General features: G+C 54.8%; 27 protein-coding genes. All 27 read right to left on the bottom strand.

What is annotated here, in order from left to right:
- Nucleotides 1-323, bottom strand: a 323-nt coding sequence (locus VV869_RS23860; protein WP_337737449.1) for a hypothetical protein, incomplete at its 3' end; no start/stop codon positions are given.
- Nucleotides 324-332: 9 nt separating this feature from the next.
- Nucleotides 333-3,791 (bottom strand): prophage tail fiber N-terminal domain-containing protein, encoded by a 3,459-nt coding sequence (locus VV869_RS23855; protein ID WP_337737448.1) that lies wholly within the window; start codon nt 3,789-3,791, stop codon nt 333-335.
- Nucleotides 3,792-3,863: 72 nt separating this feature from the next.
- Entirely contained in the window at nt 3,864-9,053 is a 5,190-nt protein-coding gene (locus tag VV869_RS23850) for a host specificity protein J (RefSeq protein WP_337737447.1), read from the bottom strand.
- Nucleotides 9,053-9,592, bottom strand: a complete 540-nt coding sequence (locus tag VV869_RS23845; RefSeq protein ID WP_337737446.1) for a tail assembly protein — start codon at nt 9,590-9,592, stop codon at nt 9,053-9,055. Before VV869_RS23845 ends, VV869_RS23850 begins: the two co-directional genes overlap by 1 nt.
- On the bottom strand, nt 9,529-10,263 hold the full coding sequence (locus VV869_RS23840) for a C40 family peptidase (RefSeq protein ID WP_337737445.1): 735 nt from the start codon (nt 10,261-10,263) through the stop codon (nt 9,529-9,531). Before VV869_RS23840 ends, VV869_RS23845 begins: the two co-directional genes overlap by 64 nt.
- Nucleotides 10,260-10,964, bottom strand: coding sequence for a phage minor tail protein L (locus VV869_RS23835; protein WP_337737443.1), 705 nt, complete (start codon nt 10,962-10,964; stop codon nt 10,260-10,262). The genes VV869_RS23840 and VV869_RS23835 overlap by 4 nt, the downstream gene beginning before the upstream one ends.
- Entirely contained in the window at nt 10,961-11,299 is a 339-nt protein-coding gene (locus VV869_RS23830; RefSeq protein WP_337737441.1) for a phage tail protein, read from the bottom strand. The genes VV869_RS23835 and VV869_RS23830 overlap by 4 nt, the downstream gene beginning before the upstream one ends.
- Complete coding sequence (locus tag VV869_RS23825; protein ID WP_337737440.1) at nt 11,286-13,511, bottom strand: hypothetical protein; 2,226 nt, start codon at nt 13,509-13,511, stop codon at nt 11,286-11,288. The genes VV869_RS23830 and VV869_RS23825 overlap by 14 nt, the downstream gene beginning before the upstream one ends.
- Complete coding sequence (locus tag VV869_RS24460) at nt 13,492-13,740, bottom strand: phage tail assembly protein T (protein WP_443147364.1); 249 nt, start codon at nt 13,738-13,740, stop codon at nt 13,492-13,494. Before VV869_RS24460 ends, VV869_RS23825 begins: the two co-directional genes overlap by 20 nt.
- Nucleotides 13,741-13,832: 92 nt before the next feature.
- The gene (locus tag VV869_RS23820; protein ID WP_337737439.1) at nt 13,833-14,285 is read right to left on the bottom strand and encodes a hypothetical protein; all 453 of its coding nucleotides are present in this window, start codon (nt 14,283-14,285) and stop codon (nt 13,833-13,835) included.
- 13 nt (nt 14,286-14,298) lie between these two features.
- Nucleotides 14,299-14,784: a phage tail tube protein gene (locus VV869_RS23815; RefSeq protein ID WP_337737438.1), complete on the bottom strand. Its 486-nt coding sequence runs from the start codon at nt 14,782-14,784 to the stop codon at nt 14,299-14,301.
- Nucleotides 14,781-15,209 carry a phage tail terminator protein gene (gene gpU / locus VV869_RS23810; RefSeq protein ID WP_337737437.1) on the bottom strand — a complete coding sequence of 143 codons (429 nt, stop codon included), beginning with the start codon at nt 15,207-15,209 and terminating at the stop codon, nt 14,781-14,783. Before gpU ends, VV869_RS23815 begins: the two co-directional genes overlap by 4 nt.
- Nucleotides 15,199-15,828: a phage tail protein gene (locus tag VV869_RS23805; protein ID WP_337737436.1), complete on the bottom strand. Its 630-nt coding sequence runs from the start codon at nt 15,826-15,828 to the stop codon at nt 15,199-15,201. Before VV869_RS23805 ends, gpU begins: the two co-directional genes overlap by 11 nt.
- Nucleotides 15,825-16,115, bottom strand: coding sequence for a head-tail joining protein (locus VV869_RS23800; protein ID WP_337737435.1), 291 nt, complete (start codon nt 16,113-16,115; stop codon nt 15,825-15,827). The genes VV869_RS23805 and VV869_RS23800 overlap by 4 nt, the downstream gene beginning before the upstream one ends.
- Nucleotides 16,116-16,124: 9 nt before the next feature.
- A complete protein-coding gene (locus VV869_RS23795) occupies nt 16,125-16,628 on the bottom strand; it encodes a hypothetical protein (protein ID WP_337737434.1) in 504 nt (167 codons plus the stop codon).
- Nucleotides 16,629-16,693: 65 nt separating this feature from the next.
- Nucleotides 16,694-17,731 (bottom strand): major capsid protein, encoded by a 1,038-nt coding sequence (locus VV869_RS23790; protein WP_337737433.1) that lies wholly within the window; start codon nt 17,729-17,731, stop codon nt 16,694-16,696.
- 33 nt (nt 17,732-17,764) lie between these two features.
- Nucleotides 17,765-18,106, bottom strand: coding sequence for a head decoration protein (locus tag VV869_RS23785; protein WP_337737432.1), 342 nt, complete (start codon nt 18,104-18,106; stop codon nt 17,765-17,767).
- 11 nt (nt 18,107-18,117) lie between these two features.
- Nucleotides 18,118-19,467, bottom strand: coding sequence for a S49 family peptidase (locus VV869_RS23780; RefSeq protein WP_337737431.1), 1,350 nt, complete (start codon nt 19,465-19,467; stop codon nt 18,118-18,120).
- Nucleotides 19,460-21,019 (bottom strand): phage portal protein, encoded by a 1,560-nt coding sequence (locus VV869_RS23775; RefSeq protein ID WP_337737430.1) that lies wholly within the window; start codon nt 21,017-21,019, stop codon nt 19,460-19,462. Before VV869_RS23775 ends, VV869_RS23780 begins: the two co-directional genes overlap by 8 nt.
- Nucleotides 21,019-21,231, bottom strand: coding sequence for a phage head-tail joining protein (locus tag VV869_RS23770; RefSeq protein ID WP_337737429.1), 213 nt, complete (start codon nt 21,229-21,231; stop codon nt 21,019-21,021). The genes VV869_RS23775 and VV869_RS23770 overlap by 1 nt, the downstream gene beginning before the upstream one ends.
- On the bottom strand, nt 21,228-23,108 hold the full coding sequence (locus tag VV869_RS23765) for a terminase gpA endonuclease subunit (protein WP_337737428.1): 1,881 nt from the start codon (nt 23,106-23,108) through the stop codon (nt 21,228-21,230). The genes VV869_RS23770 and VV869_RS23765 overlap by 4 nt, the downstream gene beginning before the upstream one ends.
- Nucleotides 23,095-23,598 (bottom strand): hypothetical protein, encoded by a 504-nt coding sequence (locus tag VV869_RS23760; protein WP_337737427.1) that lies wholly within the window; start codon nt 23,596-23,598, stop codon nt 23,095-23,097. The genes VV869_RS23765 and VV869_RS23760 overlap by 14 nt, the downstream gene beginning before the upstream one ends.
- A gap of 644 nt (nt 23,599-24,242) precedes the next feature.
- Nucleotides 24,243-24,461: a hypothetical protein gene (locus VV869_RS23755; protein ID WP_337737426.1), complete on the bottom strand. Its 219-nt coding sequence runs from the start codon at nt 24,459-24,461 to the stop codon at nt 24,243-24,245.
- The gene (locus VV869_RS23750; protein ID WP_337737425.1) at nt 24,462-24,740 is read right to left on the bottom strand and encodes a hypothetical protein; all 279 of its coding nucleotides are present in this window, start codon (nt 24,738-24,740) and stop codon (nt 24,462-24,464) included.
- Between the two features lie 121 nt (nt 24,741-24,861).
- Nucleotides 24,862-25,296 carry a DUF5675 family protein gene (locus tag VV869_RS23745; protein ID WP_337737424.1) on the bottom strand — a complete coding sequence of 145 codons (435 nt, stop codon included), beginning with the start codon at nt 25,294-25,296 and terminating at the stop codon, nt 24,862-24,864.
- Complete coding sequence (locus tag VV869_RS23740; protein WP_337737423.1) at nt 25,293-25,559, bottom strand: HP1 family phage holin; 267 nt, start codon at nt 25,557-25,559, stop codon at nt 25,293-25,295. Before VV869_RS23740 ends, VV869_RS23745 begins: the two co-directional genes overlap by 4 nt.
- 155 nt (nt 25,560-25,714) lie before the next feature.
- On the bottom strand, nt 25,715-26,380 hold the full coding sequence (locus VV869_RS23735; RefSeq protein WP_337737422.1) for a hypothetical protein: 666 nt from the start codon (nt 26,378-26,380) through the stop codon (nt 25,715-25,717).
- Between the last annotated feature and the right edge of the window lie 183 nt (nt 26,381-26,563).

Genomic DNA, 26,563 nt, shown 5'->3' with positions numbered 1-26,563 from the left:
AAGGCCCACTGCTGGGCGTTACAGACCATGCCTAAGAACTGGCGAATAAGATCGTCGCGTGTGCCTTTATGACGTCCGACAATCCGCCAAACATCATCCCAGCTTTTGCGCTCACCCACGGGCACTGGAACCACGACATCGACGGCCACAAACACCGGCTCCGGGCACGTGCCCGTCTGCAGATCACCGTTTTCGTCCGGGTACTGGTATTCGATCTCTTTCGTGACCGGTGTCTGGTCCTCGTTGAACTGCTGCACCGAGTGGGTTTCCGCGGTGTAGAACGCCGCGAGGACCGCCGGGACATCATCAATTTTTGCAAACATTTTGCCCCCTTAATGTTTGTTATGGAACCAGCCCATCGGCTTGACCATCCGTTTGGTGCCGCACAGCAAGGTTTCGCCGTTGTCATTGGTGTAGGTTGAGGTCTTATCAGCAATCACAATCTTGCCGGAATCGCCCCAGTCGGTGCCATCATGTTTTAACTCCATGAAGTGCAGGTCGAGGAACGCTTGGTCGTTGACGACGGAGCGGGTGTCAAGGAACTTCACCGCCGGTGAGTTATTTGCGGGAGTCACCAACGTCAACGGTGAGTGGGAGATTGGCGCAGTGTTGTCTGAATTTGACAACCGTCCATCAGAGAACTGAGCAAAAGAGGTCAACGTATAGCAACCAACCCGATCCCCTTGTTGGTTACTTGTAAGCACCTTGCCGATCAGAGCTTCTGCCACTAGGGAGCCAAGTTCTTTCCCGAAGTACTTAGAAGCCCACACATTACCAATCCCCGCCTCACCATTCTGCACCGGCGAGTTATCGCATTCTTCAACCTGAGCGGCGAAGGCGAGATAATTGTAAATCGTGACTTGATTCACCGGGTGGACAGTGAATGCTGTTGCGTTTTTAACTACGTCACTCAGCAGTATCTTACCGGAAGTCCATGTTACTCCTGCGTCCCCCGTATAAGTTCGTGTAATGTCCGTACCTGACCCAACGTATTTCCACGTTAGTTTAAAATCACTAATAACACCATCAGGAATCGTCGGGTTCCACACCCCTAACCACCCATCTTTCAACGCATCACACTGAAGGATATTCGCAGGATCACCAATAACCTCTGTAACTTGAAATTCTCCGGAGACGGTGAGGTTGGTTTCACAAGGTACAAGGACTTCTTCGCCGATAGTGGCCTGAGCCAAGTAAACGTACAAGGCATCAGAACTAATACTCGACAGCGATCCGCGTAAATTTGTATTGGTACTAACAAAACCTAACTCTCGATAGGTAGGGCTTGAAATGCCCTGAGTATTGTTACCATCCTGCTTCAGCCATTGTTTTATTTTTAAGTTGCTTGGGAGGTCTGACCAAAGAACTGTTTCGCCAGTATCTGCCCACTTTAAACCACCAACAGCAGAATTACTCGGCAGACTGTCAAATACTTCAGCTTTGCGCATACGTACCAGTTTTTCAGCCCCGCGATACGTCCCGGCGATCAACTCCTGCTTCACGCGGGCATAGTCTTCACCAGTAACCCCCCAAGCACTCAGGCGAAGGTCATCGACACCGCCAAGGCCGCTTGCGTAGATAGCGTCATAGAGACGGCCATCAGGGCGACCTGATGTCTTACCAATAAATCCACACTTAAACACCTTATGCGCAAAGCCCGTATTCGGATAATCCCCCAAGTCAAAACAGTCTTTAGGACTCTGGATAGGCATACGATCAGCTACATGCCAATCATCGTAATTACTTTCCTGGACAGCGCTAAAAATCTTAGCAGTCCCCGCCGGATTCAAGCTCGGGTGATAAGCCCCCTGATTGAGCCGGGGTACGGCGCAGATCGGGAGGAAGAAGCAGAGGCTATTGTAAGCACCAGGCCAAGTGTTGCTTGCATTTACTGCCCTGTAAATACCCTTTTGGGTATCAGCAGGTGCGTAAGCATGGCCTGCCGGTACAAAATAATCGCTTGTACTCCCATGACTTCCTTGTACCGTATCCCTTGCGCCTTGAGGCATTATTCCCTTATAGAAGGGCGAGATTTGATATGCTAGCCCACTGCCACTCGCAGCATCAACGCTACCCCAATCCCCATTCCCGGCCCCGCGAATAGTTCGTTGTCGAATCCGCCATTGCACGACGATCGGTTTACCGTCATTGTCCAAGCCAAGATTCCATAAATTGTTCCACGGATTTGCAAACAAGGCATCCGCCTGAGCGACGGTAGCAGTGAAAATATTCACCCCTTTGCCACGGCTTGAAACATCCCCCTCACACACTGCATAGTAGCTATCCGGGCGATTGCTGGTAACGGTCGGAATGCCATCCATTGTGGCGGCTTGAGACTGAATCAAGCCGTTCGGGTAGACAATCGGGTTGTCCGGGGTAACGCGCTCAAGCCAGCCTTCAAGGCCGGAGAGGTCTACGCGGTCGGTGACGACTTCTTGAGTAGCTAAGCGGATTGAAACGTTTGAAATTTTTCCTGAAAACGACCCTGAACCACTACGAAACATCACGTAGTTATTAGAGGAATAATCATCATTCCTATTCGCGGCTAGTGATCTTACAGTATTTTTTCCCGGAGCTGCTTGCACGTAAATAGTCGCATCATCGCCATCCCCACCGTAGATATACAAAGCAATAGTCTCTGCAACGTCACAAGTAAACTCAATAACAATATCGTTGCCTGCTATATCAATACTATGAGTGCGAAGTCGTGAATCGCTCCCAGACGCAGTAAACTGTGCTCCTGTATTATCTATTATCACCCCCCCCGATACCGACCAACTCCCATCATCCCCAAATCGGAAATCACCGTTTTTGACATCCCCTTCCCAGGCCCGACTGGCTGCTTCATTATGTGTCGCGGCCACGTCCCCGTATTTCGGATCCACGTCATAGCGGTAATCGATGGACTGCCCGGTAGCTGAGTCATAGACACAAGTGCCTGCTTCGGCTCCGGGAAACTTGACCGCACTGTTCCCCGCCTCCCCTGGCGCACGATTCATTTGCTTTATTTGGGAAACAAACCCTGCAATGTGGACCTGGGGATGTAGTTCTTTGGAGTTTCCTACGTTATTGGTGGCTGTTATCGGAACTCCGAGCTGGAGTTGATTTATCCAGTAATTAGACCTTCCATCGTAGGAGGTCATCCCCTGATTTACTGGTACGTAGGCGTTGTTATGCTGTCCCATATGCACAAACCCGCTTGCTGCGAACCGTTGCAGGTTGTAGGCGCGCATAGCTTCCATATCGGCCCATTTCGCAGCAAAGAACCGGCCTTCTTCAATCGCCAGGGCGACAGCTACTTGCACCGTTGACACGCCGCTGATTCGTGCGGCACGATCAGCCTCTAGCTCGGCCCGGGCAGCATGGCTGGCCGCCTTACCAACCTCGCCCTGACATGCACCAAGATAACCCGCTGCAGCCTGCTCACTGGCTTTGGACGCCGACGCCGCCACCTCTGCTTTCTCGCGTTCAGCCTCAATGTCGCGGAACCAGGCCGGGGCCAGCTCCGAAACAGGTGCATCCAGGTAGGTATTGAGATCGCCCGGCAGGCTGTCTTCAAAAACCCGGATTTTCCCGACAGTTGCCGGACGCTGACCGTAACGAGCCAGCAGGACATTATAGAACCCCGGCGGAACCGAAATGTGATAACTGCCGTCACCTTTAGTCGTGGTCTTACTCTCCACCGTCGCCAGGACTGACCGGCTGGTTTCCAGCGAATTGAGGATAATATCGATATCCGGCATCGGCGCATTGGCCGGGGAACGCAAGATGCCGCTAATGATTACTGCCATAAAAACTCCATAAAAAAAGGCCTGGCTAAAAAGCCAAGCCATTTTGGTTCAATGCCAAGGTTAAAGACGTCGTCAGCGCCAGACTGCCAGGGTTTCCAGGACCATTTTCTTAACCGAGAACGGTACACTCGACATCAGTTGTACCTCGTAGTCGTAGATGCCTTCTTCATAATCAAAGGCGGCCGGCAAAACAATCCAGTTCGGATAGCCAACCATGATGTCGAGTAAATCCCGATACTCATAATGCGTGTAAATGCTCCCTCGCTTGCGTGAGTTAATAAATACCCGGCAAAATTCCGGGGTGCTGTCCACTTTAAAATCCATCGTCAGCCGGACTTGGGCCTTCCCCGGATACCCATGCGGCACCCCGGTCAGGGTCATCGTGTGGGAAGTGCCAGAAATATTCCGGGCAGATGCATATCGCGCAACCGACACCGAATTTTCCGCGATGTTTTGTCGGCCGACAAAAACGCCCGTCGCATACAGCTGATCGGTAAAGATCTTGCCCGTATGGTCAATAAACGTGTTGTATCCCGCATACTTGCCGCCTTCGCCGATACCAATATCACCGCCCCGGATCCGCGGCGCTCGCAACTCTATCCCGGCAACAATATGCTCGCCCCGGATCGTCCCCAGCGCTATCAAATCGCCGTCGATGAACATCTTTGGCTTGACCCAGCTCGACCCGTCGAACATCTTCGAGTCGGCCTGGCTGACATAGCCATTGCCGTCAACTGAATACACGCTCAGTACATCATCAAGCACCGGCGCTCGGCCGGTATGACTGGCAAACAAGCTGTTGGCCACCTCATCCGAGGTCGGGAAGACCCCAGTCGTGGTCTGAAGCCGGAACACCCCGGCCCCCGGACGGCCATCCGCGCCGTCCTTACCCTGAATTTTGGTCCAGGCATAATCCGCCGGGTTAGTCGACTCGACCGGGCTGGTCCGGTTGTAAGCGATCCCGATATAGGCTTTGCCGGTGCCGTCATCTGACAGCCCGGCACCATCCGGTCCGTCCGCATACTTAAACCAGGTATAACGCTCGGTGGCGTCATCCCCCTTGTCACCCTTGAGGTTCGTCGCCGCACCCCAGGCGCCCGCATTGCCGTTCGTTACCACCCGGGTCCGCAGGTAGATATCCCCGGACTGCTCCGGAAAGTGCCAGCTGCTGCCGTTGGCCGAAAACTGGAACTCGGTATACACCGTGTCACCGTCGGCACCCCGGATCAAACTCCAGCTGTAATCCGCCGCGTTGCTCGATTCCGTCGCACTGGTCCGGTTGTAGGCCACCCCGATATAAGCCTTGCCCGCCGGGTTGTTCGACAATCCCGCACCGCTGGCCGAGTCGGCATACCGGATCCAGGTATAACGCTCGGTGGCGTCATCCCCCTTGTCACCCTTGAGGTTCGTCTCCGCACCCCAGGCGCCCGCATTGCCGTTCGTTACCACTCGGGTCCGCAGATAGATATCCCCGGACTGCTCCGGAAAATGCCAGCTGCTGCCGTTGGCCGAAAACTGGAACTCGGTATACACCGTGTCACCGTCGGCACCCCGGATCAAACTCCAGCTGTATTCCGCCGGGTTGCTCGACTCCGCTGCACTGGTCCGGTTGTAGGCCACGCCGATATAAGCCTTGCCCGCCGGGTTGTTCGACAATCCCGCACCGTTGGCCGAGTCGGCATACCGGATCCAGGTATAACGCTCGGTGGCGTCATCCCCTTTGTCGCCCTTGAGGTTGGTTGCCGCGCCCCATGCGCCCGCATTGCCGTTCGTTACCACCCGGGTCCGCAGATAGATATCCCCGGACTGCTCCGGAAAGTGCCAGCTGCTGCCGTTGGCCGAAAACTGGAACTCGGTATACACCGTGTCACCGTCGGCACCCCGGATCAAACTCCAGCTGTATTCCGCCGGGTTGCTCGACTCCGCTGCACTGGTCCGGTTGTAGGCCACGCCGATATAAGCCTTGCCCGCCGGGTTGTTCGACAATCCCGCACCGTTGGCCGAGTCGGCATACCGGATCCAGGTATAACGCTCGGTGGCGTCATCCCCTTTGTCGCCCTTGAGGTTGGTTGCCGCGCCCCATGCGCCCGCATTGCCGTTCGTTACCACCCGGGTCCGCAGATAGATATCCCCGGCCTGCTCCGGAAAGTGCCAGCTGCTGCCGTCGGCCGAAAACTGGAACTCGGTATACACCGTGTCACCGTCGGCACCCCGGATCAGGCTCCAGCTGTATTCCGCCGCGTTGTTCGACTCCGCTGCACTGGTCCGGTTGTAGGCCACCCCGATATAAGCCTTACCGGCAGGATCATTCGACAGCCCCTCACCGCTGGCCGAGTCGGCATAACGGATCCAGGTATAACGCTCGGTGGCGCTATCCCCTTTGTCGCCCTTGAGGTTCGTCGCCGCACCCCAGGCACCCGCACTGCCATTCGTTACCACCCGGGAGCGCAAGTAAATATCCCCCGGCTGATCCGGGAAATGCCAGCTACTGCCGTCGGCCGAAAACTGAAACTCGGTGTAAATGGTATCGCCGTCGTCACCGTCCTGAGCCCGGATATCATCAAGGCCCGACACCGTGTGGCCATCGAGCAGCTTGATCTGGCCTTTCATAACCAGGGTTTTGAGCGCGTTGTCCCAGTACAGATTGCGCTGACGGGTGTCCGGATCGGTAAAACTAACGTAATCGGCCATGAAATCAATCGCCGAGGCTTCCGAGCTGGCCGAAACGGTCATCCCCGACACCCGGCCGTCCTGGTTCACCACCAGAGCGGCCCGGTTGCCGAGCAGGATCACTGCCGCGCTGTTGTCCTCGACCATCTGGTTGAGCTCTTTTGCCCAGTCCAGCTTGGGGATTTCCGGGCCGATGATCTGCAGGATGTCGTCTGGCTTGAGCAAGGTCTTGGCGGCCTTGGTCAACAAGCCGGAGCGGCCGACCGAGTTCACCGCCTCAACACCCAGCCAATACTGGGTATCGGGTTTCAGCGCCTGCTTGTTAAGGATGAAGGCACGGCCCAGCGGGGTCAGGCGGTTAATCACCGCGTCCTGGGTCTGGCCGAAATACCACTCATACTGGGTGCCCAACGCCGTCGGACCATCAATCACCGGCCGGGCCGTCAATGAGAGGTTATCGGCCTCGATATCGATGTCGACCGGCACTGCCGGCGCGGCAATGTCGAACGCGACCATGGTTTCCGGTCCCAGTTGGCCCTGGCCGTTTACGCCCCGCACATACGCGGTATAACTGCCGATATCCAAAGTGCCCGCCAGGTACTCGGTATCGTCTACCGTCTCCCGGGCTCGCACCGCATCGTTGCGACTCAGTTTGACCCGGAATTTCAGCCCCTCAATGGTTCGGGGGGTATCCCAGGTCAAGCGCACCTGAAACTGGCTGTCTTCCGGCATCACTTCTGCCTGCAACCGCTCGATCGGCGGGATTTTCCCGCTGTAAAGCGTGCTCTCAGGCGGGTCGAACTTGATCCCGTTCTCGATGATCTGGTGCTTTTCCGGCACATGTTGCAACGCCGTCACGCCGAACGTGCCGTCGGCTTCTTCGCTGATCGTGATACACCGCCACAGCGTCGGCTCCAGGCTGGTCGTCGCCAGCGTCCAGACGCCGAAATTATCAAGCCCTTCCGGCAGCTCATCGAGCACCACGACATCCGGCTCCGGGTGAGAGAAGATGCCGATCAGTTTTTCTTTGCCCTCGCCGGTGATATACCCCAGCCAACCGCTGTCACCGGCGCTGATTTCCACTGCGCGATCCAGGGTGACCCGTTTGTCCTCAATCGATTTTACCCGGCCGCCGATGCTCGCGCCGGCGAACTGGTTATCGGCAATTTCGATGATATCCCCGGCCTGGTGCCGCAAACCTTCCCGGCCGACGCTGAACGATACCGTGTTGCGCTCGTGGTGCTCCGTCACCAACAACCACTGGCCCGCCCGCGCGGCCTGGCCCCGGGACTTACAGCCAAAGGCGTCAATCCGGGCGACGTTCAACCCGTAGCGGATGATCGATTCGTCATCACTGACGTACTCAGTCGATTCCTCCCACCCGTTTTCCGGATCCTGCCAGCGCACATGCGCCGCTGTGTGCCTGGATTTCAGCGGTGAACTCTGATAGCTGAACTTGCCCTCAATGACATTGGCGTTGGTATACCGATGGACCGGATCGGACGGGATATCCGGTGATACCGACAACTGCATGCCGTCCCAAATCGGCATCCCCCGGAATACACTGGAGAGCTGGCTGAACACTTCATGGGCCTGTTGTGGCTCCGTAATCGCAACATTGCAGGTAAACCGAGGCTCATGGCCGCCGTGCCCGTCCGGCACCAGGTGATCGCAATACTGCGCCAACTGGTACATCACCCACTTATCAACGCCCTGAGCGCCCAGCAAGCGACCGATCCCGGCCCGCTCACAGGTGCCCAAATCGTAGTAAATCCACGCCGGGTTGTTGGTCCAGGCAATTTTAAACGTCCCGTCCCACAGCCCGGTATAGGCTCGGCTGGCGGGATCATAGTTGCTGGGCACCTTTACCCGCCGCCCGCGGATCAGATAATTCCGCCGCGGCACCCCGCTGAATTGTTCGGCGTCCAGCGTCAAACCGACCAGGGCGGTGTTCGGGTAGCGCAGTTTGGTATCGATGATCTCGGTGTAGCTGGACCACACCGTGCGGTTATTCAGCTTTGAGTTGTCGCTGTCCGGCGTCAGCCGCTTGAGTCGGATGTTAAACGGCACCGGCGGCAGGTCGTCGAGTTCAACGCTGATCAGGTATTCCGACCGGGTCTTTCCCTCGATCGTATGATACTGCTCCCCGCGCCAGCCGTGCACATCACTCAGCTGGATCGCAAACTGGACCGAGCTGCCATTGAGATCGCCGTTATCTTCCTGCTGAAACAGGGACTGCACCCCGAAAGTCAGGCGCAGGCGATCGATATTCGGGTCCGTCACCCCACGAACCAAAGGAGTGGCCGCGGTCACCTCCGCAGACACCGGTTGTTCATTCTCCAGGTACGCAAACCCCGCGAGCGGTGCCTGCCCCTGGGTGCCCCGGGTCCATTGCGCGGTGATCCCGGAAAAGTTATAGCTACCGTCCGGATTCTCGACCGGGGTGTCATTCAGGAACACCGCCTGCAGCCCGTTGATCGGCCCTTCAACTTCTCCCTCGGCAACCAGATCAATCACCGCCAGCTGCTGGCGGCTTTTCAAGTTATCCGGCTGTTCGACCGGGGTATGCCCCTTATCTCCGCCCTTGCCCATTACCCTGTCCTCAAACCTTGCGACAGCACCTTGCTGCCGACCATGACCTCACCGTAAACCAGGGGCACACACGAGCCCTGGGCCACGGTGTTCCCGAGCGAGCTGAAATATTTGTTGCCGCTGCCGTTATTGGTACTGTTCGAGTCGGTTTGCGGCACCGGGGTCAGCAGGGTTGCAACCCCGCCGACCATCATGCCGATCCCGGCATAGACTAAGGCCGGGTTGGCAGTAAAAAGGCCGACACCGATCATGACCGCACCGGCAACGACAGAGAAATATTTTGATTTCGCCGCACCGACAACCGGCACTAAATGGATCACATCGCCATCGCGCAACGGCTGCCGCAGGTGATCCTGCAAGCTGGTTTCTGAGACATCGTGGCGGGCAACCCGGAAACGGTAGTGGCCCTGCTGCAGATGTTGTTTCAGGCCGGGGATCTGGATACAGAGTGCCCGAATGGCCTCTGCGGCGGTGGTTACATCGAGCCGGAACCGGCGGCCAAATCGTTCAAGATCCCCATAAAATCGGATGGTTGCCAAGATTCGTATCTCCAAATACTGTGCAGGTGGCGTTGCCAGTAGCCGCCGACAATATCCCGGCCCGACAGCCGATTCGGCAAATGATGCAGCAACTGGCTGTTGCCGAGGTAAATTGCGGTATGGTTCGGGGTGTCGCTTTGCAGCTGGATCAGCAAGACATCGCCGGGCTGCGGCTCGTCAACCCGGGTAAAGCCGTATTTCGGCAGGTTGTCGAGGTAGAGGTTCTGGCCGTTTTCCCACCAGTCGTCCGAACGCTGGAACTGCGGCAGCGGGTGCCCGGCCAGCGCATAGGCATCGCGAAACAGGGTGTAACAATCCACGGTGCCGTGGGCAAACTGCCGCCCCAGCAGCGGCGGGACCGGCGCAAACGTGCGCACCTGCTCCCCGACAACTAAATACCAGGGCAGCTCCGTCTGACGCTGCGCCAGCCGATCGGCACCGCTCAACACGGCCGGACCATCCGGGTGGCTGTGGACAACGCCGATCACCTCTCCCATCCGGGCCGCTTCAATCCAGGCATCCGGATCAATCACGGCCGCTTCGGTCGGCTCCGGGGCCAGATTTCGGGCCGGGAGGTATTCATCCCCCTCCGGGGTGCTGATCAACAACCCGCAGCTTTCCTGCGGATAACAATCCGCCGCATGGCGGATCATGGCGTGATAATCACTCATCGCTTTACTCTCACTGAAGTCGGAAAACCCCCGAAGGGTAGGACGCCGTGCTGGCCAAACCGAATGCGGCAGCTCGACAGCCGTTTGCCGCACCGATCACAATCCGGGTCGGCGGTCGGCTTATCATCTGCGTCCGCCACCGGGCCACCGGTATAGCCGCAATCGGCGCTGCGGTACTGCCATGCACAAACATCGGTGGTGATCAGCCGGGCCGGGATAATCGCCCCCTGCATCTCGCTCGGCAGCGACAGCTCAAAGGTCGCCTGCAGGGCCGTCAGCTCGGCCAGGCGTTCGATCACAAACCGGCTCACCCGCTCCTGCGTCTCATCGGCATGGGGGTTACCGGATTCGAAATTCACCGCATCAAGGTGTTTGAGGAACATCTGCCGGCGGGTGACTACAACCCCGGCCAGCTCCTGGTAATCCTTGACCAAGCCGGTCACCAAGCCGTGCAGGTTCCCGACCGAGAATTTCGGCCGGTTGGACGGGCCACGGCCGGAGCGCTCAAACCCCGCCCCCTGGCACGGGTACGGCTGGTAAATATGACCACGCCAGACCAGGGGCTCACGTTTGGCATTGGTGCCGTTGTGTAGCCGCAGCATATCGCCACCCAGCGGCGTCAGGTCAATGTCGTAGAGGTCCAGCAACGGCGGCTGGGTCAGCTGGACCGACTCGGCCAGCATCTTGGCGGGTAACGTCATGCGATCACCTCTTCAAACGTTGCGGTCAGTTCGCTGTCCGTCGCACTAATTCGACGTCGACTCCATTTTTCACAAATCACTTTGGTCGGATAAGGCTCATCCGTCGGGTAAATGATGAATGGCTCAACGCCACCGCGTTCAAATAAAAACTGTCGAATGCTCGTAATTTCTTCATGCCGGTAGCGGAACGTGTAAGAAAACTTTTGCAGCTGGTGATTGATGCCATTCGGAGATCGTTGTTCATAACCATCACCAAACGATAGTTTTTGAACACGTGGTTCCTCATCGATTTTCCCACCCCGGACCGGCACCCACTTAAATTCAACCAAGCCCACTCAGCATCCCTCCAGGTCTAATTTCTCGCTCCAAAACCTGCACAACCAAGCTGTTTACCATCTGGGCAAGCTGAGCAACGTCTTCCCCGGCTTGACCTCCGGACGTATTAAACTGGTTTTCGAATTTGAAAATATTTGGTGCAGCAGCCTGGGGCTGCTGTTGGTAGACCGGATCATTTACCGCAAACCGAGAACTACTCATGGCCATCAACACGCCATACATCTGGTCAATTCTGCGCGCCGAATCATTGGTATAGACCCGCTCCCCTTTATCAAGCAGCCAAGTTCCCTCTGCCGGAACCGCTTCAATCCCAGAGTGCGCCATCCCAGCCAGCGACTGACCCAAAATCATTCCCGCACTGACACCAGCCATGGCCCGAATCGTTGTCGCGTAACCTTGTCCGGCTGTCGGTCCTAAACCTATCGGCGGTGGGGATAGCGCGGCCATCGCTGCCACTTCACCCTGCTGGAAGACCTGCATTGCAGCCATCGCTTTTTGAGCTACAAATGCCGCTTTCTGTATAAAAGAGCCTTCCTTCGCCGTGTCGGCAATCAATCCCAGGGTTTGGCTCGCCAGGTTGTACTTCATCGCCAAAACTTGCTGATCGATACGCTGCTCGATCGCTTCGCGCTGCTTCGCCTCGCGCTCGGCTATCTGGGTTTTCTCTTCTTCCTTACGAGCAAATGCTTCCAGCTCAGCCTGGATGCGTTGGTCCTGCTGAGTCTGGTAGTCTTCCTGCTGCTGCTGGTAGAACTCATTCTCTCTACCTTGATACTCCTGGCGCAACGCCGCCATCGACTCAAAGCCGCGCCGCTTTATCTCTGCTTCGGAGAGTTGTAGGTCCTCAATATCCGATAGCCGTTGCTCATGAGCCAGCTGTAATTTCGTCCGCTCATCGGCATATTGCGTATCCAGCGAGGCCAGTCTGGTCTGGCCGGATTTCTGCTCATCCTTATCGGTTTGTTTGAGTCGCACCGGTTGGTTAAGCCCACCGTCATCACCAGTGCCGGCGCTACTGCCCGGCAGTGGTGAGTCATACCAGCCGGAGACCATCTTCTGCTGCTCGATCACCGTCTCGTTAATACGCTTGAGCGCATCCTGCTTCATCGCCAGGTCGCGCTGAATATTGTTGAGAGCGTTCTGACTTTTCCCGCCCGGGAGCAGGTTGATCGACATGAGGCTGTCATACGGGATGTTTTCGTACTCAGCCAGCTCAGCTTTCAGCTCAACGATTTCTGCAAACAGCTCGCGGTGTTTCTCCCGCATGGTGTTCCCGGACAATACGCTCCAGGTCGCAGAAGCCACACCCATCGCTTTAATTTGCTGGGTGTAATCATTCACGCCCTTCGACAGGTCCGTCACGTAACCGTTCACATCAGACATGGTCGGCAATAGTGCATAGGTCACCTGACGCGCCAGCCCACGAAAGGCCCGGCCCATCTGTTTTTCCATATCACCGATTTGCTGATCCATCGCCTTGAACTGGCCAATGTCATACTCCGACATTGCGACGTTCAAATCATTGTAATGACGGGTCAGCTGATACAGCCGGGCGCCTTTGTTCTCCAACAACGGCATCAGGGCAGAAGCGTCGTTGGCAATCGCCTCTAAATAGTGCAGCTGCGACTTCATCGGCACATTCGTCGCATCCATCGCATTTTTCACTGCGATCAGCGCTTCCGGCCCGGATAGCTCCTGCAGCTTCTCTATGGTCAGTCCCGTGAGCGGAGCAATGTTCGCCATGAAGTCAGCGAACTCACCGCCTTCGTTCTCGGTAAAGTCACCGATCTTATCGTTCACATCCTTGAGGATGTCAGCCATTTTGTCCCCGGAAATGCTGTATTGCTCCGAGGCATAGCCTAATGCCTGAATTTCCTCAACGCTCACCTGAGCAACCGTGGCCATACGCTCAATTTCACGGGCCTGCTGCGCAGTATGACGTACCATAAAAGTGGAAGCCGTAGCGGCTGCGCCAAGGCCAGCAGTCACAGCCCCAATTGAACCAGCGGCCAGAGTCGCTACGCCATTCAACCGTTTCAGGCTAATGTCAGCAGCGTTGATCTGCTTGTTAAATCCACCCGTTGCATCATTGGCGGCGTTGGCATCACGGGCATAACCTCGCAGCATCTTTTTGACGCTGTTGACATCCTTTTCGAACTGCACCGTTTCCGCGTTAAAGCGGAGGTTAAAATCAGCTATCTGGGCACTCAAGGTATATTCCTCCGGCCGCTGTCGCCAATGACATCAGCTCTTCTTCGGTTCGTTCTACTGGGGGTGGTTTCTGGCACTGCTGCTTGGGTAAGAAGTCTGTGTGAGACAACGGCGATTTAGGCACAAAATGGTTGGCATTCCATACCTGAGCGCAAAGCAGCGCCATGTGAAAATCGGCTTTCTCATGGCTAAATCCATGCTTATAGAAATGCTGCCGCCAACCGGTCACCGCCTTGGCACCCAGGCCAGCAAGTAAGGATCGCCAGCACGGGGTTTTAAATTCCCGGGCCAAGTTCTCTGCAAAATCTCGCTCGGCCTCAATTATCCTTTTGGGTCGATCGGTTCCTCAGCCCTTAAGTCGGCAGCATCAGATTCTTCAGCAACTTCAATCACCATCCCGGACATTTCCGCAACCTTGTTATGAATTTCCGTCACCGCCTTCGGTGATAGGTTATTCCATACCCAATCACGGCGTAACTCGACTGATTCCAGATTTTGTAATCGCTCATCATCACGCAAGCCATAAGCCACCAGGCTGACCTGGGACTCAAAAGCCAGCCGATCCCACGCATTTTTCCACTGGGTCAATTCCAGTAAATACTTTTCCCGCTCGACTAAACTGGCGTCATCAGCAACATCTTCCGGTTTTTCGGGCGCCTGAACCTGCAAATCGCCGCAATATTCAATGTGGCTAAATCGATCAAGTCCGGACAACTCCGTCAGCAACAGTACTTGGCCGTTCAATTGATGTGTGTAAGTTTCTAAAAAGGACATCGTTTTCCCTTACTTAATCACCGGCTGATGCCAGGATCGCTTCCGCGGTTTTCGGCTTGCCAACATTTTTAAACTTCACGGTTCGGGTCATATGCTCGTTCTGCGGCACCGCTTGGCCCAAGCTGTTTATGTAGCCGTAAAACAAATGCAGCCCACCATTCGGATACTTTGTGCGGTACCAGGTCGTGACGCCTGCATCCACATCTTTATCAAGCTGCTGCTGTGCGGGATCACCCGGTTTCCAGGCCAGCGTCAATTGGTGTTCACCGCCAGACTTTTTACCCGGTTTGGTTTTTTCCCAATCCGTTTCGTCATCGTCCAGATAATCATCAACATCATCGGCAACCGTAATTTCACCAGGCTGGTAATCTTTAATGCCGGCCAATTTCAGCCACTTCACGTCATCATGAAAATCACCCAATGTTTCAATTGATGCATTGTCTGCCAAACGCCAAAACGTCGTTCCTGCGCCCTTGGTTGCTTCCGTTAATCCTGTCATTCGCTAACCTCTTCGGTGTATTCAATCGTAAAGTTCAAATCCAGTGTTCCCCACGGCGATTGTTCATCCCGGGCATATTGAAAAGAGTGGCGATTAAAGTTGGTCAGCAAACGGTTTGCCGTGTAATGAATATCCAGCTTTTCCCGCACCATCTCGCCGTAACTGTCCAGTGTCGAATCTATGTCAACATCACCTTTGACAAAAATTCGAACCGTTAAAATTCCGGTCCAGCTCTGAGCTGAAAAATTACCCGCAGCCACTTCTCCTTCGGTCACGGCCACCGCGATCGCCGGGAGCTCACTCTCCACATTGACCACACCAGGCAAACCCCGAAACCACCTTGTTATCGGTATGTTTTGGCTGTATTTCTCCGCAAGTTGAAGGTCTTGGATGACCTGCTCCCGAATTGCTCGATTAATTTCCACGTCCAGCTTCCCTCCGAACAATCAGCCGAATTTGCTGTCCCATCGCACTGGACAGCTCCTTTGGCATATCAGTTTTCATCAGTTTTTTGCTGTGCTGTTTGAAAGCGCGGGTGATTTCATTGACGATAGGCACCTTGCATACCTGAATTGGATAACGGCTGTCTGATGTTCGCTGCATAATGTGCCAACGCCCGTTTTTCAGCCGCTGTAAAAATGCATTCGGAAATTTATGACGGCCAACCACGATCGCGGTATTGCCTGAGTGCTGACGCTGGCTGAACCGACCCCGGCTGTTTCGGCTAACGCCGCTGACCTGCATCCGGCCTTGTCTCCGCCTGATTTGGGTTCTGGCGGTATCAATCGAAATCGCCGGCACATCGAACCGGCGTACCCGCACATAAGCCACCGGCATCTTACTACTGGCTTTTTTAATTGTTGCCCGGGGTCGGATCACTTTCTGCTTAATCCGAACTGCTTTCGCGGTATCCTTCACTGACCGGGATATCGCCCGAGTTGCCACCCGGTTAATCGCCATCGCGCTGGCTTTCGGCACAGCCGACCCTTGCAAGGAAGCCAGATTTTTCACCGCCTGGGCCAACTGTCGATCAATCTGGTTCATAGATTCACCACAATATTCCCGCCGTCTGCGTAAGGTCCTGAAGTGACCGTGGCCTGTTTACCCGTTTTGACAAACTCAATCACATCCCCTTGACGAACCTTGACACCAGAGGACGCCAGGAACGACAGCTTCCGGATCACCCCAGACATCGAATCAAACTCATTCGGGGTTTCGTCATAAATAGCAGAAACCGAGTCGCCGCCGTTCACCCGCACCTGAATCGAAAAAGCCAACCAGATCGTCTGGTCGGCTTTTTCCATCGCTTGGTCAAATCGATTGTCGAACATTCCGCCCCCTTACAGGGTCGCGATGATTGCCGCGACTCCGGCTTCAACCGCTTCCATCGCTGTGTCTTCATCCAGATACGGCTCTTCACCGACTTTCAGCAACTTCGGATGGTCGCCGACTTGGCACTGAAACGAGCTCAGCACTTTAACCTGAATCAGTCCTTCATCATTGACCTTGGCCTGAGGCACTCGCTCGTCGTTTAACGACTCGCCAGGCGGCAAATCACCGACACCGACAAGGACTTCTGTCTGATCCTGAACCGGGTCCGCGGCTTCATTGCCTTCACCACCGGCATGATCCTCAATGTCAGATGTTTGCGTTTCGGGGCCTGCTTCTTCGTCTTGAGTGATTTCATCATCCGATTCATCCTCACCGGGCAGCTTGGCTTCCAGCTCATCAATCATGGTATTGAGCTGGGCCTCCGTGGACGTGTCACGGTAAGGCGCGTCTGTAATTCCCAACTCCTGGCACAGCGCATCAATGCGTTTTTTCAGATTGTCTTTACGGCTCATTTTGTTGATCCCATCAAAAATGGGGCACAAGGCCCCATCCTGTTTATCTCAGCTGAAAAAGGGGGTTAGCCCACCTTCACAACCACCACTTTGTTGACATCAATCAGATACATCGCCGGCGCCGATTCCGTCTTAGTCTGACGCACTGCCGGATCCCCGCCTTCGGTCCAGTCCTTGACGTAGCGCTCTGCCTCGTCAAAGCCCTCAGTCTGGGCAGCCAGATCCTGGATTTGACCATACAAGCGAGCACCACGAACCGCGGTATGCGCCAGGATCAAGTGGAAGTCACGCTGGACTTTTTTAGTGCTGCCATCGCGGTCGATGTACTCTTCGTCAACCATAATGATGGTCACATCACCCAGGTTGCCTTTGATGCTGACAGTTGCACCCAGATCTTTCAGGGCGGTTTCCAGCTGAGATTTGGAGCCTCGGCGGGTTTCAAGCTTGTCATTGAACTTGTCGAACTCACACATCAGCGCCCATGTTTTCGGATCAGCGATAATGGTGTTGGTCAACCCTTCGGACTGGGCAGCCCATTTTTCAATATCGGCGACGATGTTGTAGGTCTTCCGGTCCTGATTAGCCCACATCGCCCCAGACAACAGGGTGATGTTGTTATCCGGGTTACGCCCGGCATCGATCTCATAAGGCTCTTCGATGAATGGGCTATCAATGATTGTTTTACCGTCATACACCATTTCTGCACACATCAGCTCTTCACGGTCGCGCACCGCCTGCTCTTCGATGTCCATATTCTGCATCACGATGGCATTCAATCGTTCACCCGCAGACATGGTGCCCCGCACGGGCTCACCCGGGCGTCGTTTGATGCTCTGGTTCGCGCTGACAATGTGCTTGGATTTCACGTAGGCAGGCTTGAAGGTTGAGGTTTTGAAACCCTGATTGCGATCCGGTGCCGCACCAATCATCGGCGAGCAATAGGCTGCAATCTTGGTCTTGTTCGGGATCATATCCAGGTCGACTTTTTCCGTTTTAAAGGTGTATGACTCACGGAAAAAGAAGCGCATGAAAAAGTTGTCACGACGAATACCGGCTTGCGTAATCGCACCCAGCAGTTCACGTGTAGTGAAATTATCAGGCATAGTTAGCTCTTTCTAAAATCGGAGGGAAACGACTTAGTATTCGTCGTCGACGTACACAGCACTCCCCAGGAATGCTGCGCGTTTAGCTTTTTCGGTGATGACAGTATCCGGCCAGTTCACAAAACCAATCCGGAATCCCCCTTGGGTATAAATCGTCGAAAGTTGATCCGAACCTGTGTCTGTCACATTGCGGGCCGACATGGCCACCGCCTTACCTGGTGTACCGTCCCACTTCACCAATGCGGCGGTATCCGTGGCATCGAACATCAACGGCGTTCGTGCCGGGAAAGTTTCGCCGGTCTTGATCGTGGCGCGGGTGGTGACGGGAGTACCAATCAAATAATCATCTGGAACATATTCTGTTACTTCGCTCATTGAAGTTATCCTTAGTCGATACGGGTGTATGAGGCGGCGAGCGCATTGATATTTTGCTGTTCATCGGTCACATCACCGGAGCTGACATCCTGCCCCAACGGGTCCCCATGTTCGGCTGACAAAGTTTGCAAAGCCGCATCGTTCTGGCTCACGGCGCTCACCGGCGCCGCCGATAGAAAGGCTTTGGCATCTTCAACCGAAATCTTCGGGTTGTTGGCCAACTGGTGCGCCAGCGCTTCACGGCCTTTGCTTTCTTCAAGGCCCAGGATCCCCATGCAGCGTTCACGCTCCTGTGTCGCGGGATCGGGGTCGCTTTCCGGTGCTGACGCCTGAGGCTCTGGCGACGGATTCAGATCTTCCTGAGTCGGTTCAGTTTCCGCAGCCGGTTGAGGGGCAGCAGCCACTTGTGGCTTTGCAGCTGCGGCTGGTTTCGTTGCATTTTTGTCCGTCATTGCGGCTCCCATATCAAATTTGCTTGATTGCTTGTTGAAAGATTCGGCCATCAGCTGAATCGCATCCAGACCGTTCACGACTTCATCCGCGAAGCCCACGTCGACCGCCGCCTGGCCTTCATAAACCTGCGCTTCGGTCGCCAATACTTTTTTCACATCAATGCCCATGTATTGCGCGGCCTTGCCGGCAAACATCTGACGGGTTGATTCCGCTTCGCTTTGCCATTTTTCCCGCACTTCTTTGGGGAGTGACTGGTAAGGGTTGCCATCGGCTTTATGGTCACCGGCGGTGACCAGGGTGATTTCCACCCCTTGCTGATTGAGCATCTTTTCAAGATTGGTGTGGGCCATGATGACCCCGACCGACCCGGCAATGCCGGTCTGCGTGATCAGCCGGCGAGTACATGCGCTGGCGATCATCTGGCCCGCGCTGCAGTGCATGTCGTAGCCCAGAGACCAAATCGGTTTAACTTTGCGAAGCTCCGCTATTTTGTCCGCCAGATCAAAACACCCGGCGACCATGCCACCGGGCGTGTTCATGTCCAGCATGATGGCTTTAACCTCCGGATCACTCACCGCTTCGGTGAGACGGTACATAATGCCGTCATAGCCGGTCATGCCTGAATACGGCTTTACGTGGCCGTATTTATGCACCAGGGAGCCATCAATCGGGATCACCGCAATGCCATTCACCACCTGGTAACTGCGATTGCTGGCACGGCCGCGACTAAAGCCTGAAGCGACTTTTTCCATCTCCTGCTCTCGCAACACAACCCCGTCGGTATCCGTCAGTTGCACCACGTTGCCCAGGCGCTGACTCAATGCCGAGAAGAAGACCCGGGCATACCCCGCTTCCAGCGCCAGCGGCCGGTTAAAGGTGTTGCTGATCAGATGTTGTAAGCTATTCATTTGGGCTCTCGTTTGGGTTGTCCGGCGCAAGCGCCTGCAATTTCACCCAGCTTGGGGGCGGCAGACCTTGCGACTTGCGCTCTTCCATTTCCGCCACCTGCTGCTCGAACGTTTCCTGGTAATCCTCACCCAGCAACGCCAGCTCTTTCTCGTAGGTCGAAAGCCCGCCTTCAATCCGAAGAATTGCTTCCTTGACCTCTTTCAGGCCATCAATGGCCAGGCGCCCTGAGCCAATCCAGTCGCATTTGGTCCAGGCATGACGACGATCATAGAAACCAAACCGCGCTTTGCTCGGCAGCGTGATGTACCGGCGAAGCAGCATTTCTTCGAACAACAGGGTGAAGATTTGGCTGGCGAACCGATTGGCAATAATTTTTCGGCGCCCCATGAAATAGCGCCAGGAATCGTTGTGGGCAGCACGGATCGTGCTGTAAGACATTTGCGCGTAATTTTTCGATAACTGGGCATAGTCAACCCCGATCCCGGCCGCAATGTAGCGGATGATCGACTGCTCCAACGCAGCGAACCCGTTGTCCGCGTTGCCGGCACTGTGCAGGTTAATCTTGTCCCCTGGCATCAGGTGAGGCAGTTTCACCCCATTGAACTTCACTTCATTGGAGGCGTAGTAATCCCCGTATGCCATCAGCATCTTCCCGATGGCACCGTCCTGCTTGGATGCACCGAACATAAACTCCATGGCCTGATCAGTTCCCAATTCAGACTCGATGCTGGCGGCATACATGGCGTTGACCACCGCGCGCTGTAAGGTAGTGTTTTGCAGGGTGTCGAGCATTTTCAACTGCTCCAGACTCGACATGAACCGGTTCACACCACGACACTGGCCGCCTTCAGACGGCTCGAAAACATGAATGAATCCGAGGCGACCTGACTTGGTGTATTTCGGGATCCGGCGCCACTGCTTCGGCACCCCGAAATTATCCGCCCCTTCTTCAATATGAAATGCCACCGCTTCACCGTGGCGATTGAAATCCATCCCGCCACGCCGTTCCGGCTTATCCATGGCGTAGTGAGGATTGTTCACCTTCCGGGGAGAGACCATGCGGATACAGGTTGAAAACGGCGAATGATTCCGGTCAATCCACTCCGGTTTCGCCATAATTTCACCAGAAGAGGCATGAGTCTCAGTCGACTCGCGCATCATCATGGTGAATGTTCGACGCCCTTCGGCATCAATAAAACAATTCGGGTCTTCGGCAATATCGCGAAATATCGCCTCAACTTCCCGGACAAACCCCTTGTCCGGTTTGATGCCGAGCAGCAGCCAGTTCGGTTTATAACTAAGGCGAAATTCAGAGCCGATAATGTGGTCTTTGTGCAGCTGGATACCGTTCGCAGCAATGCCGTTATTGCGGATCACATCATCGGTTCGAGCATTGGCCTGCTTCATGACAGGCAGCAAGGCGGCATCCACCGATTTTGACGGCGGATGCCAGTCTCGCATCTGGCCACCAAACCCTGAACCGCCAGCTCTGAACACCGCCTCTCTTAATGGTGTCTGACCATCTGCGGCCAACAGTCCGGTGTTATTCATCAGAATCCGACTCCTGCAGGACGGCGGCGCCGAACATTAGTGATGCCTAACTGCGACTTGAGATCGTCAATATAGGCGCGCAACTCATGCACGTTCGCCCGGTTGTACTCTACCCGGCGGTCCCCTTTCTGGATGGATACCGCCATGGTACCGGTCTGGATCTGGTGGTAAGCGTGCTCCGCTTCACTCAGTCTTTCTTGTAAATTCATCATCCACCTTTCAGTCGGGCGGCCAGTTCAGCGATGCTGGGGCCGGAGGATTGTTGCGCTTGCACCGGCGCTGGCTCATTGAGCTCCAGGCCGAATTTTTGAATCAGGATATTGAGCGCCGCATAGGCGTAGTTCCAGCCATCGAGCGCTTCATCAAATGGGTGATATTGCTTTATCCAGCGCCAGACCTGACGACCGGACTTGTTGTGCTCCAGCTTTTTATTGGCCGAGCACAACTGCTTGAAAAACTCATCGCCGGCTATCTCATCATCCAGCGGAAAGTGAACGCATCCCGGCACCGGCTCGTTGCCTTTGGGTGTCAGGCACAATCGGCTGTATAGGCGTTGCTTGATACCGTCGGTACCGAGGCGGGTCAGGTACACTTTTTTGCTGTTTTTCTTACGCGGGAAGTTTTGGATCGGCTTGCCGTACTGGTTTTCGCCCTGGATTGGGATCACCCTGAGCACCCCATGGGTTCGGCTCATTTCGTATACATCATCGGTCTTGTGACCCATGGCATCCCAGCACCAAAGCTGGACGTCCATTTCGTCACCGTTGCACTTTTTGTAGGTCTTGTTTAAGTCCTTGCCGATGGTGTCTTTCAGCACCTGGCTTGAGAGGTCGCCAAGCCGGACAATATGTGCAACCAGCCAGCACTCTTCACCTGCACCCCAGGCCCAGACAAACAGCTCCACCCGATCATCCTGGGTATCGATACCACCCGTCAGGGCAACGGCTCGATCAGGCACCGGGTTACTTCTTCGCTCGCCGGACCACCAAATCTCACGCCGGGCCTTGAGCTGCTCCCAATCAAGCTTGTCGCCGTTTTCCCCTTCCCACAGTTCACCGAGGATCAGGTTGATAAACGTCTTGAGTTTGGCCGGGTCCTTTCTTTTATGCAGGTACTCCCGAACCAGGCCGACCCAACCATCGGTCATCGTGGTGTTGTAAGCGGCCCAGCAGTGGATCCCGACGCTAACCGGCGTACCCACCGGGTTGTCATCCCCATCGAAAAAATGGATCCCATCTTTGGTCCAGGTGAAGTCCTCAGCCATCCAGCGGCCGGCCTTCTCCATTTTCAGCAAATCGCGATAGTAGATTGGCTGTTCACACCCGATGCACCGGTAATGTGCGGTCCGGGCTTTTTTCTCGATGGACGGTTGGTCATTGTCCCATTTGAAACCATGCTTGGTTTCGGCGCTGCCCCACTCGAGCACCTGTTCGTGGCCACACTGAGGGTGAGGACAAGGGAGATAGAACCGAAAGGTCAGCTCCATCTCTTTCATCAGTTTTTCGATATGGGATTCACCGGCATTGGTCGGCGTCGTTCCCCAGCGCTCCATCGGGAACGCGGCACCTTCAAGGCGGGTGCGAGCCAGAGAAATCGGGTCCCCTTCTTTGCCCAGCTCCCAGTCCCAGCCATCGACCTCATCGCCAAATAAGGCCGCCTTGGTGATCCGCCGCATGTTCTTCGGTGTGGCGGCGCCCAAAATATCGAGGATCCAACCGAGACCGACTTTCTTTTTGGTGGTGTTGTTTTGGTCCCGGGCAAACAGGAACGGGAATATCCGCCGCATGACAGGCATTTCTTCCCAGGCCCCGTCTATTTCATCAATGCAGAACCCTTTGGCATCATCGTCCGTGGGTTGATAAATCACCGTGTTGGTTTTGAACTGGTGCAGCATGCAGGTAACGGCTGCCACCAACATTTTCGACCAACCGATCCGCGCTGATTTCTGGAAAGCTAACCGGCGAATCGACCGGTTACACATCATGTTCAGAATCGCGACCTGAAATGGCAGCGTTACCCAGGCCCCTTCATCCTGAGAGGATCCGGCGGCCAGGCGATAGTGTTCATTCGCCCACTCAGTTCCACTCACTGGTGGTGTCCGCTTCATCCCCGACAAGCCACGCTGGACCGCCGAATGGATCGCCGTCCATGTAATCTGAGAAATCTGGTCGAACATCCGCACACTCATTTGACGCAGCGGCAATTTCCGCCTCTAAAACCTCAACCGCCTCAGGCGGCATGTCCGGCCATACTTTTTTCATTTTGGGGAGCAGGCCATCCAGGCGAGACGTTAACCTCGAACTGACTTGCTGCAAGGTATCGACGATGATCTGTAGCGGGCCATATGACTTTTCAAACAGCACCCGCTTTGCCCGCTTCATGGCGATCGTTTCGCGCTTGTCTTCATTCGCCAGCCGCTTCTTCTCCAGTTCCAGATCTTCTTCCGGGTTTTCTGCCGGCGTTTCCGGTTTTGATTCGGCCTGTTTGGCTTGTGATTTGTAACTGATGTAGGCGTGATTACACGCCAGAGGATCCATGCCGTTCCGCCCCTTGGCAGCAGGCAAGATCCCTTGACTCATAAGGTTTCTGACCTGTCTTTCGCTAATTCCAAGGAGCCTGGCAATATCCGACTGAGTAAACTTTTTGTCGGGATTGAATATGCTGCTCATTCATGGTTAAAAACCGGAAACCGGAAACCTCCAAAATCAAAAAAAATTTTTAACGAGGGCTTTTCTGCGAGGTCCAGCCCCCGTGGTAACACCGGATCGCCCAAAGGACCCGCTTACCATCGCAGTGTGCGACCGCAATCTCACCATGTCGAACACAGCCTGTAATCCAGAAGCGTCACCAACCGGCTGCTGTTCTCATCTGTCTGACCTCAGGTCGTAACCTCTCAATCCTACTGGAATTCAAGAAAGAGGGACGATGGTGATTGGTTTCCGTAACGATACTCACGCCTGATCCGTGCTTCGTTACCCGCCTGCTTGGGAGTTAATAGGTCATATCAGCTCTCCTCTATGTAATGAAGTCTTTTGCTCATGGGTATAGGGTGGGACCTCGGTCTCACCCCATACCCATCAACAAAAAGCCCGGTGGTTCACCGGGCTCTATCACAGAACAGCAACCACCCTAAGGCGGCTCTACACATTGGCGCAGCTGCTCGATATAGGTGGTTATCTGTGCCATCTCACTCGTTGGCACGATAAACACCTCCTCTTTTGTGTCATGAATCGTCTGGTTCAGTACCGGCTGGGTCGCCACGCACGGGGGCGCTGGGGTTGTCGGGGTTGACACGCACCCGACCAAACTGACGCAAATAGCCAGCAGGATCAGCTTTGGCCTGAGACAACCGCTCTTGACGCTCTTCATAGGCATCCCTTCGTTTCACTTGCGTGAACAGCTCCAGCATCAGCACCAACAATTTAAGCGCTGTCGCTCCCATCTACATCCCCGCGTTCTTCGAGTGCTTATAGTTCCCGGCGAGATAATTCCATCCCACAGCAAACCACCAGGGCCAACGCCGCTTTAACTCTTCCGGAACGTGGGCATCCACCTGAGCGATCAGGCCAGTTAAAACCCCGAGGAACGCAACCGCGCCCCCTAACCACGCCGGGGACGATTCTGCCGACATTGCTGCCTCACTGGCTGAGACCGGCAGTGCCACACACAACATCCCGACAACGGCGGCCATAGCGACGAGCATTTTCTTAAACACCTTCACTCACTACATCTCCTTTGCTTATCTGGCCAATTCAAGTGGGCCATAACACTTTGGATAGGTGCGGCTGTCGGGGCTGGACTCCTGCCATCATTGATTTCCCCCGGCCGCAAATTCTTACCGCTTAATGACGGATGATTTCGAGCTCCCACTCCTGGCCGGCAAACCGCTCCATCAGTCGACCAAAGGCGATACGGCTGTTTAATACGCCCCATCGCGCCGGGTGAAATTCAGTGCCGGGCGCAATGCAGCCTTCAACTTCCTCCGGGAAGTTCGCCGCATGGATCAGGCAGTGGGTTCGTTGAGACGGCCCTTTCACCGTCACGCCCAGGTCTGGGTTCTCCAGGACAAACCCTTCACCAAACCTCGGCGAATGATTCGGCTTCACCCGGTACACCCCAGGTGGCACACAGCTTTTATTTTTTCGGTTGCTCAACCATTCCCGTTCGACTGTCTTGCAAATCACTTCCCCGTTCGAAAGCAACTCTCCGAACGTGCCGACACCCGGGATGGATTTCGTGATCAGGGTTAATCTGGCTAAAGTTTTTACTTCGCTCATGGCTGCTCCACTTCATTCACCACGCGGCGCTCCCGCTCCATTGAATGTTTCAGTAACTCATGGTTCTTATGCTTGTAATACCAACTCAGCACAAACGACAGAACGCCAAGCACAATCCCCACGAGTACCCCCCACTCCTGCACTGTGAACAGACTAAAAAACGTCGACCATCCCGCCCAAAAGCGAGTCGAGCCGGTCGAGATCTCTTCAGCCCTGACGGTGACAGGAAAAGCTGACCACCACACAGCGACTCTCTTAAACATGCTTTTCATTTCGTCTTGCATGATGATCAAAAAAGGCACCTTACGGTGCCCCCTCAAACAATGAATTGTATTTCCTGAATTTCAGGCATAAAAAAACCGCCAAGTCGGCGGTTCATCGTGAATCTGTACATTTATCCATACTAGATATATATACACTAATATGCCCCGTTTTTATTTTCAAGCGCTTTTTTGAACATCGTCCGGGCTAATTGATCATAGCTGACTAACTGAGCCCGAATACTATCGACATGCGGTTGCCAGACCGACCAGTGATTCTGATAATACCGTTGTCGTTTCTTCCAAAAAGACTCGGAGAAGTCATCCTTCTCTTTACAGTCGAACTCCACCAGCGCGGCAATCAATGCAGAACGTGTCGACACGGGTTGATATTGCAGCTCTGAGTTGTGATACCTTACATCGGCACCTGAGGTTTGTTCCAACGCCAAGCCACCAGCAATGAGTGGGACCAATGTTTCTACCCGCCGAAAAGTTCGTTCCTGAATGAAAACGCCATGCCCGGCTAACTTCATTGCCCAGTCATGAAGCAGGTGGCTGAACAAGCGCTGTCGATTTTCCTGAGCGTTCCAATAGGGAGATGAGTAAGCAAACAGACTCCAGTCAGCCAGATGAGGGGATACTTTCTCAATCTCATCGATAACGGCTAAGACTTTCGCACCGTCTATTCTTGATGCGATCTCCATGTCAGCAGCACCGAAGCCGCCACCACCAACACCGTGATTGTATTTGGCCTTGATCCCTTCAGTCGCCATCCCAATAGCCGCCGGCATACCCCATTTTTCGATATTTGTGATTAGCCCCATAATGCACCCCTTCGCCAAATGAGAAGATCATACCTGTTGATAAACACAGTATCAAACCACTCACACAGCAGGAATCTCTCTTCGCAGTGGATCTCGGGGCTTTAACGAGACAGGCGTTGCTGTCTTTCCTCAGGACCTCTCACCTTATACTGCTGAAAATAAAGGTATTATTTTCCATTGCTG

Source organism: Photobacterium sp. MCCC 1A19761 (genome assembly GCF_037389125.1).
In the GTDB taxonomy this organism is placed as follows: Bacteria; Pseudomonadota; Gammaproteobacteria; order Enterobacterales; family Vibrionaceae; genus Photobacterium.
This window is presented reverse-complemented; position numbering and strand designations above follow the sequence as displayed.

Coding starts and splice junctions, on each gene's coding strand:
- VV869_RS23855 (WP_337737448.1), bottom strand. CDS start 3,791: ATGGCAGTAATCATTAGCGGCATCTTGCGTTCCCCGGCCAATGCGCCG.
- VV869_RS23850 (WP_337737447.1), bottom strand. CDS start 9,053: ATGGGCAAGGGCGGAGATAAGGGGCATACCCCGGTCGAACAGCCGGAT.
- VV869_RS23840 (WP_337737445.1), bottom strand. CDS start 10,263: ATGAGTGATTATCACGCCATGATCCGCCATGCGGCGGATTGTTATCCG.
- VV869_RS23835 (WP_337737443.1), bottom strand. CDS start 10,964: ATGACGTTACCCGCCAAGATGCTGGCCGAGTCGGTCCAGCTGACCCAG.
- VV869_RS23820 (WP_337737439.1), bottom strand. CDS start 14,285: ATGTCCTTTTTAGAAACTTACACACATCAATTGAACGGCCAAGTACTG.
- VV869_RS23815 (WP_337737438.1), bottom strand. CDS start 14,784: ATGACAGGATTAACGGAAGCAACCAAGGGCGCAGGAACGACGTTTTGG.
- VV869_RS23805 (WP_337737436.1), bottom strand. CDS start 15,828: ATGAACCAGATTGATCGACAGTTGGCCCAGGCGGTGAAAAATCTGGCT.
- VV869_RS23800 (WP_337737435.1), bottom strand. CDS start 16,115: ATGTTCGACAATCGATTTGACCAAGCGATGGAAAAAGCCGACCAGACG.
- VV869_RS23795 (WP_337737434.1), bottom strand. CDS start 16,628: ATGAGCCGTAAAGACAATCTGAAAAAACGCATTGATGCGCTGTGCCAG.
- VV869_RS23790 (WP_337737433.1), bottom strand. CDS start 17,731: ATGCCTGATAATTTCACTACACGTGAACTGCTGGGTGCGATTACGCAA.
- VV869_RS23785 (WP_337737432.1), bottom strand. CDS start 18,106: ATGAGCGAAGTAACAGAATATGTTCCAGATGATTATTTGATTGGTACT.
- VV869_RS23780 (WP_337737431.1), bottom strand. CDS start 19,467: ATGAATAGCTTACAACATCTGATCAGCAACACCTTTAACCGGCCGCTG.
- VV869_RS23775 (WP_337737430.1), bottom strand. CDS start 21,019: ATGAATAACACCGGACTGTTGGCCGCAGATGGTCAGACACCATTAAGA.
- VV869_RS23770 (WP_337737429.1), bottom strand. CDS start 21,231: ATGATGAATTTACAAGAAAGACTGAGTGAAGCGGAGCACGCTTACCAC.
- VV869_RS23760 (WP_337737427.1), bottom strand. CDS start 23,598: ATGAGTCAAGGGATCTTGCCTGCTGCCAAGGGGCGGAACGGCATGGAT.
- VV869_RS23755 (WP_337737426.1), bottom strand. CDS start 24,461: ATGGGAGCGACAGCGCTTAAATTGTTGGTGCTGATGCTGGAGCTGTTC.
- VV869_RS23745 (WP_337737424.1), bottom strand. CDS start 25,296: ATGAGCGAAGTAAAAACTTTAGCCAGATTAACCCTGATCACGAAATCC.
- VV869_RS23740 (WP_337737423.1), bottom strand. CDS start 25,559: ATGTTTAAGAGAGTCGCTGTGTGGTGGTCAGCTTTTCCTGTCACCGTC.
- VV869_RS23735 (WP_337737422.1), bottom strand. CDS start 26,380: ATGGGGCTAATCACAAATATCGAAAAATGGGGTATGCCGGCGGCTATT.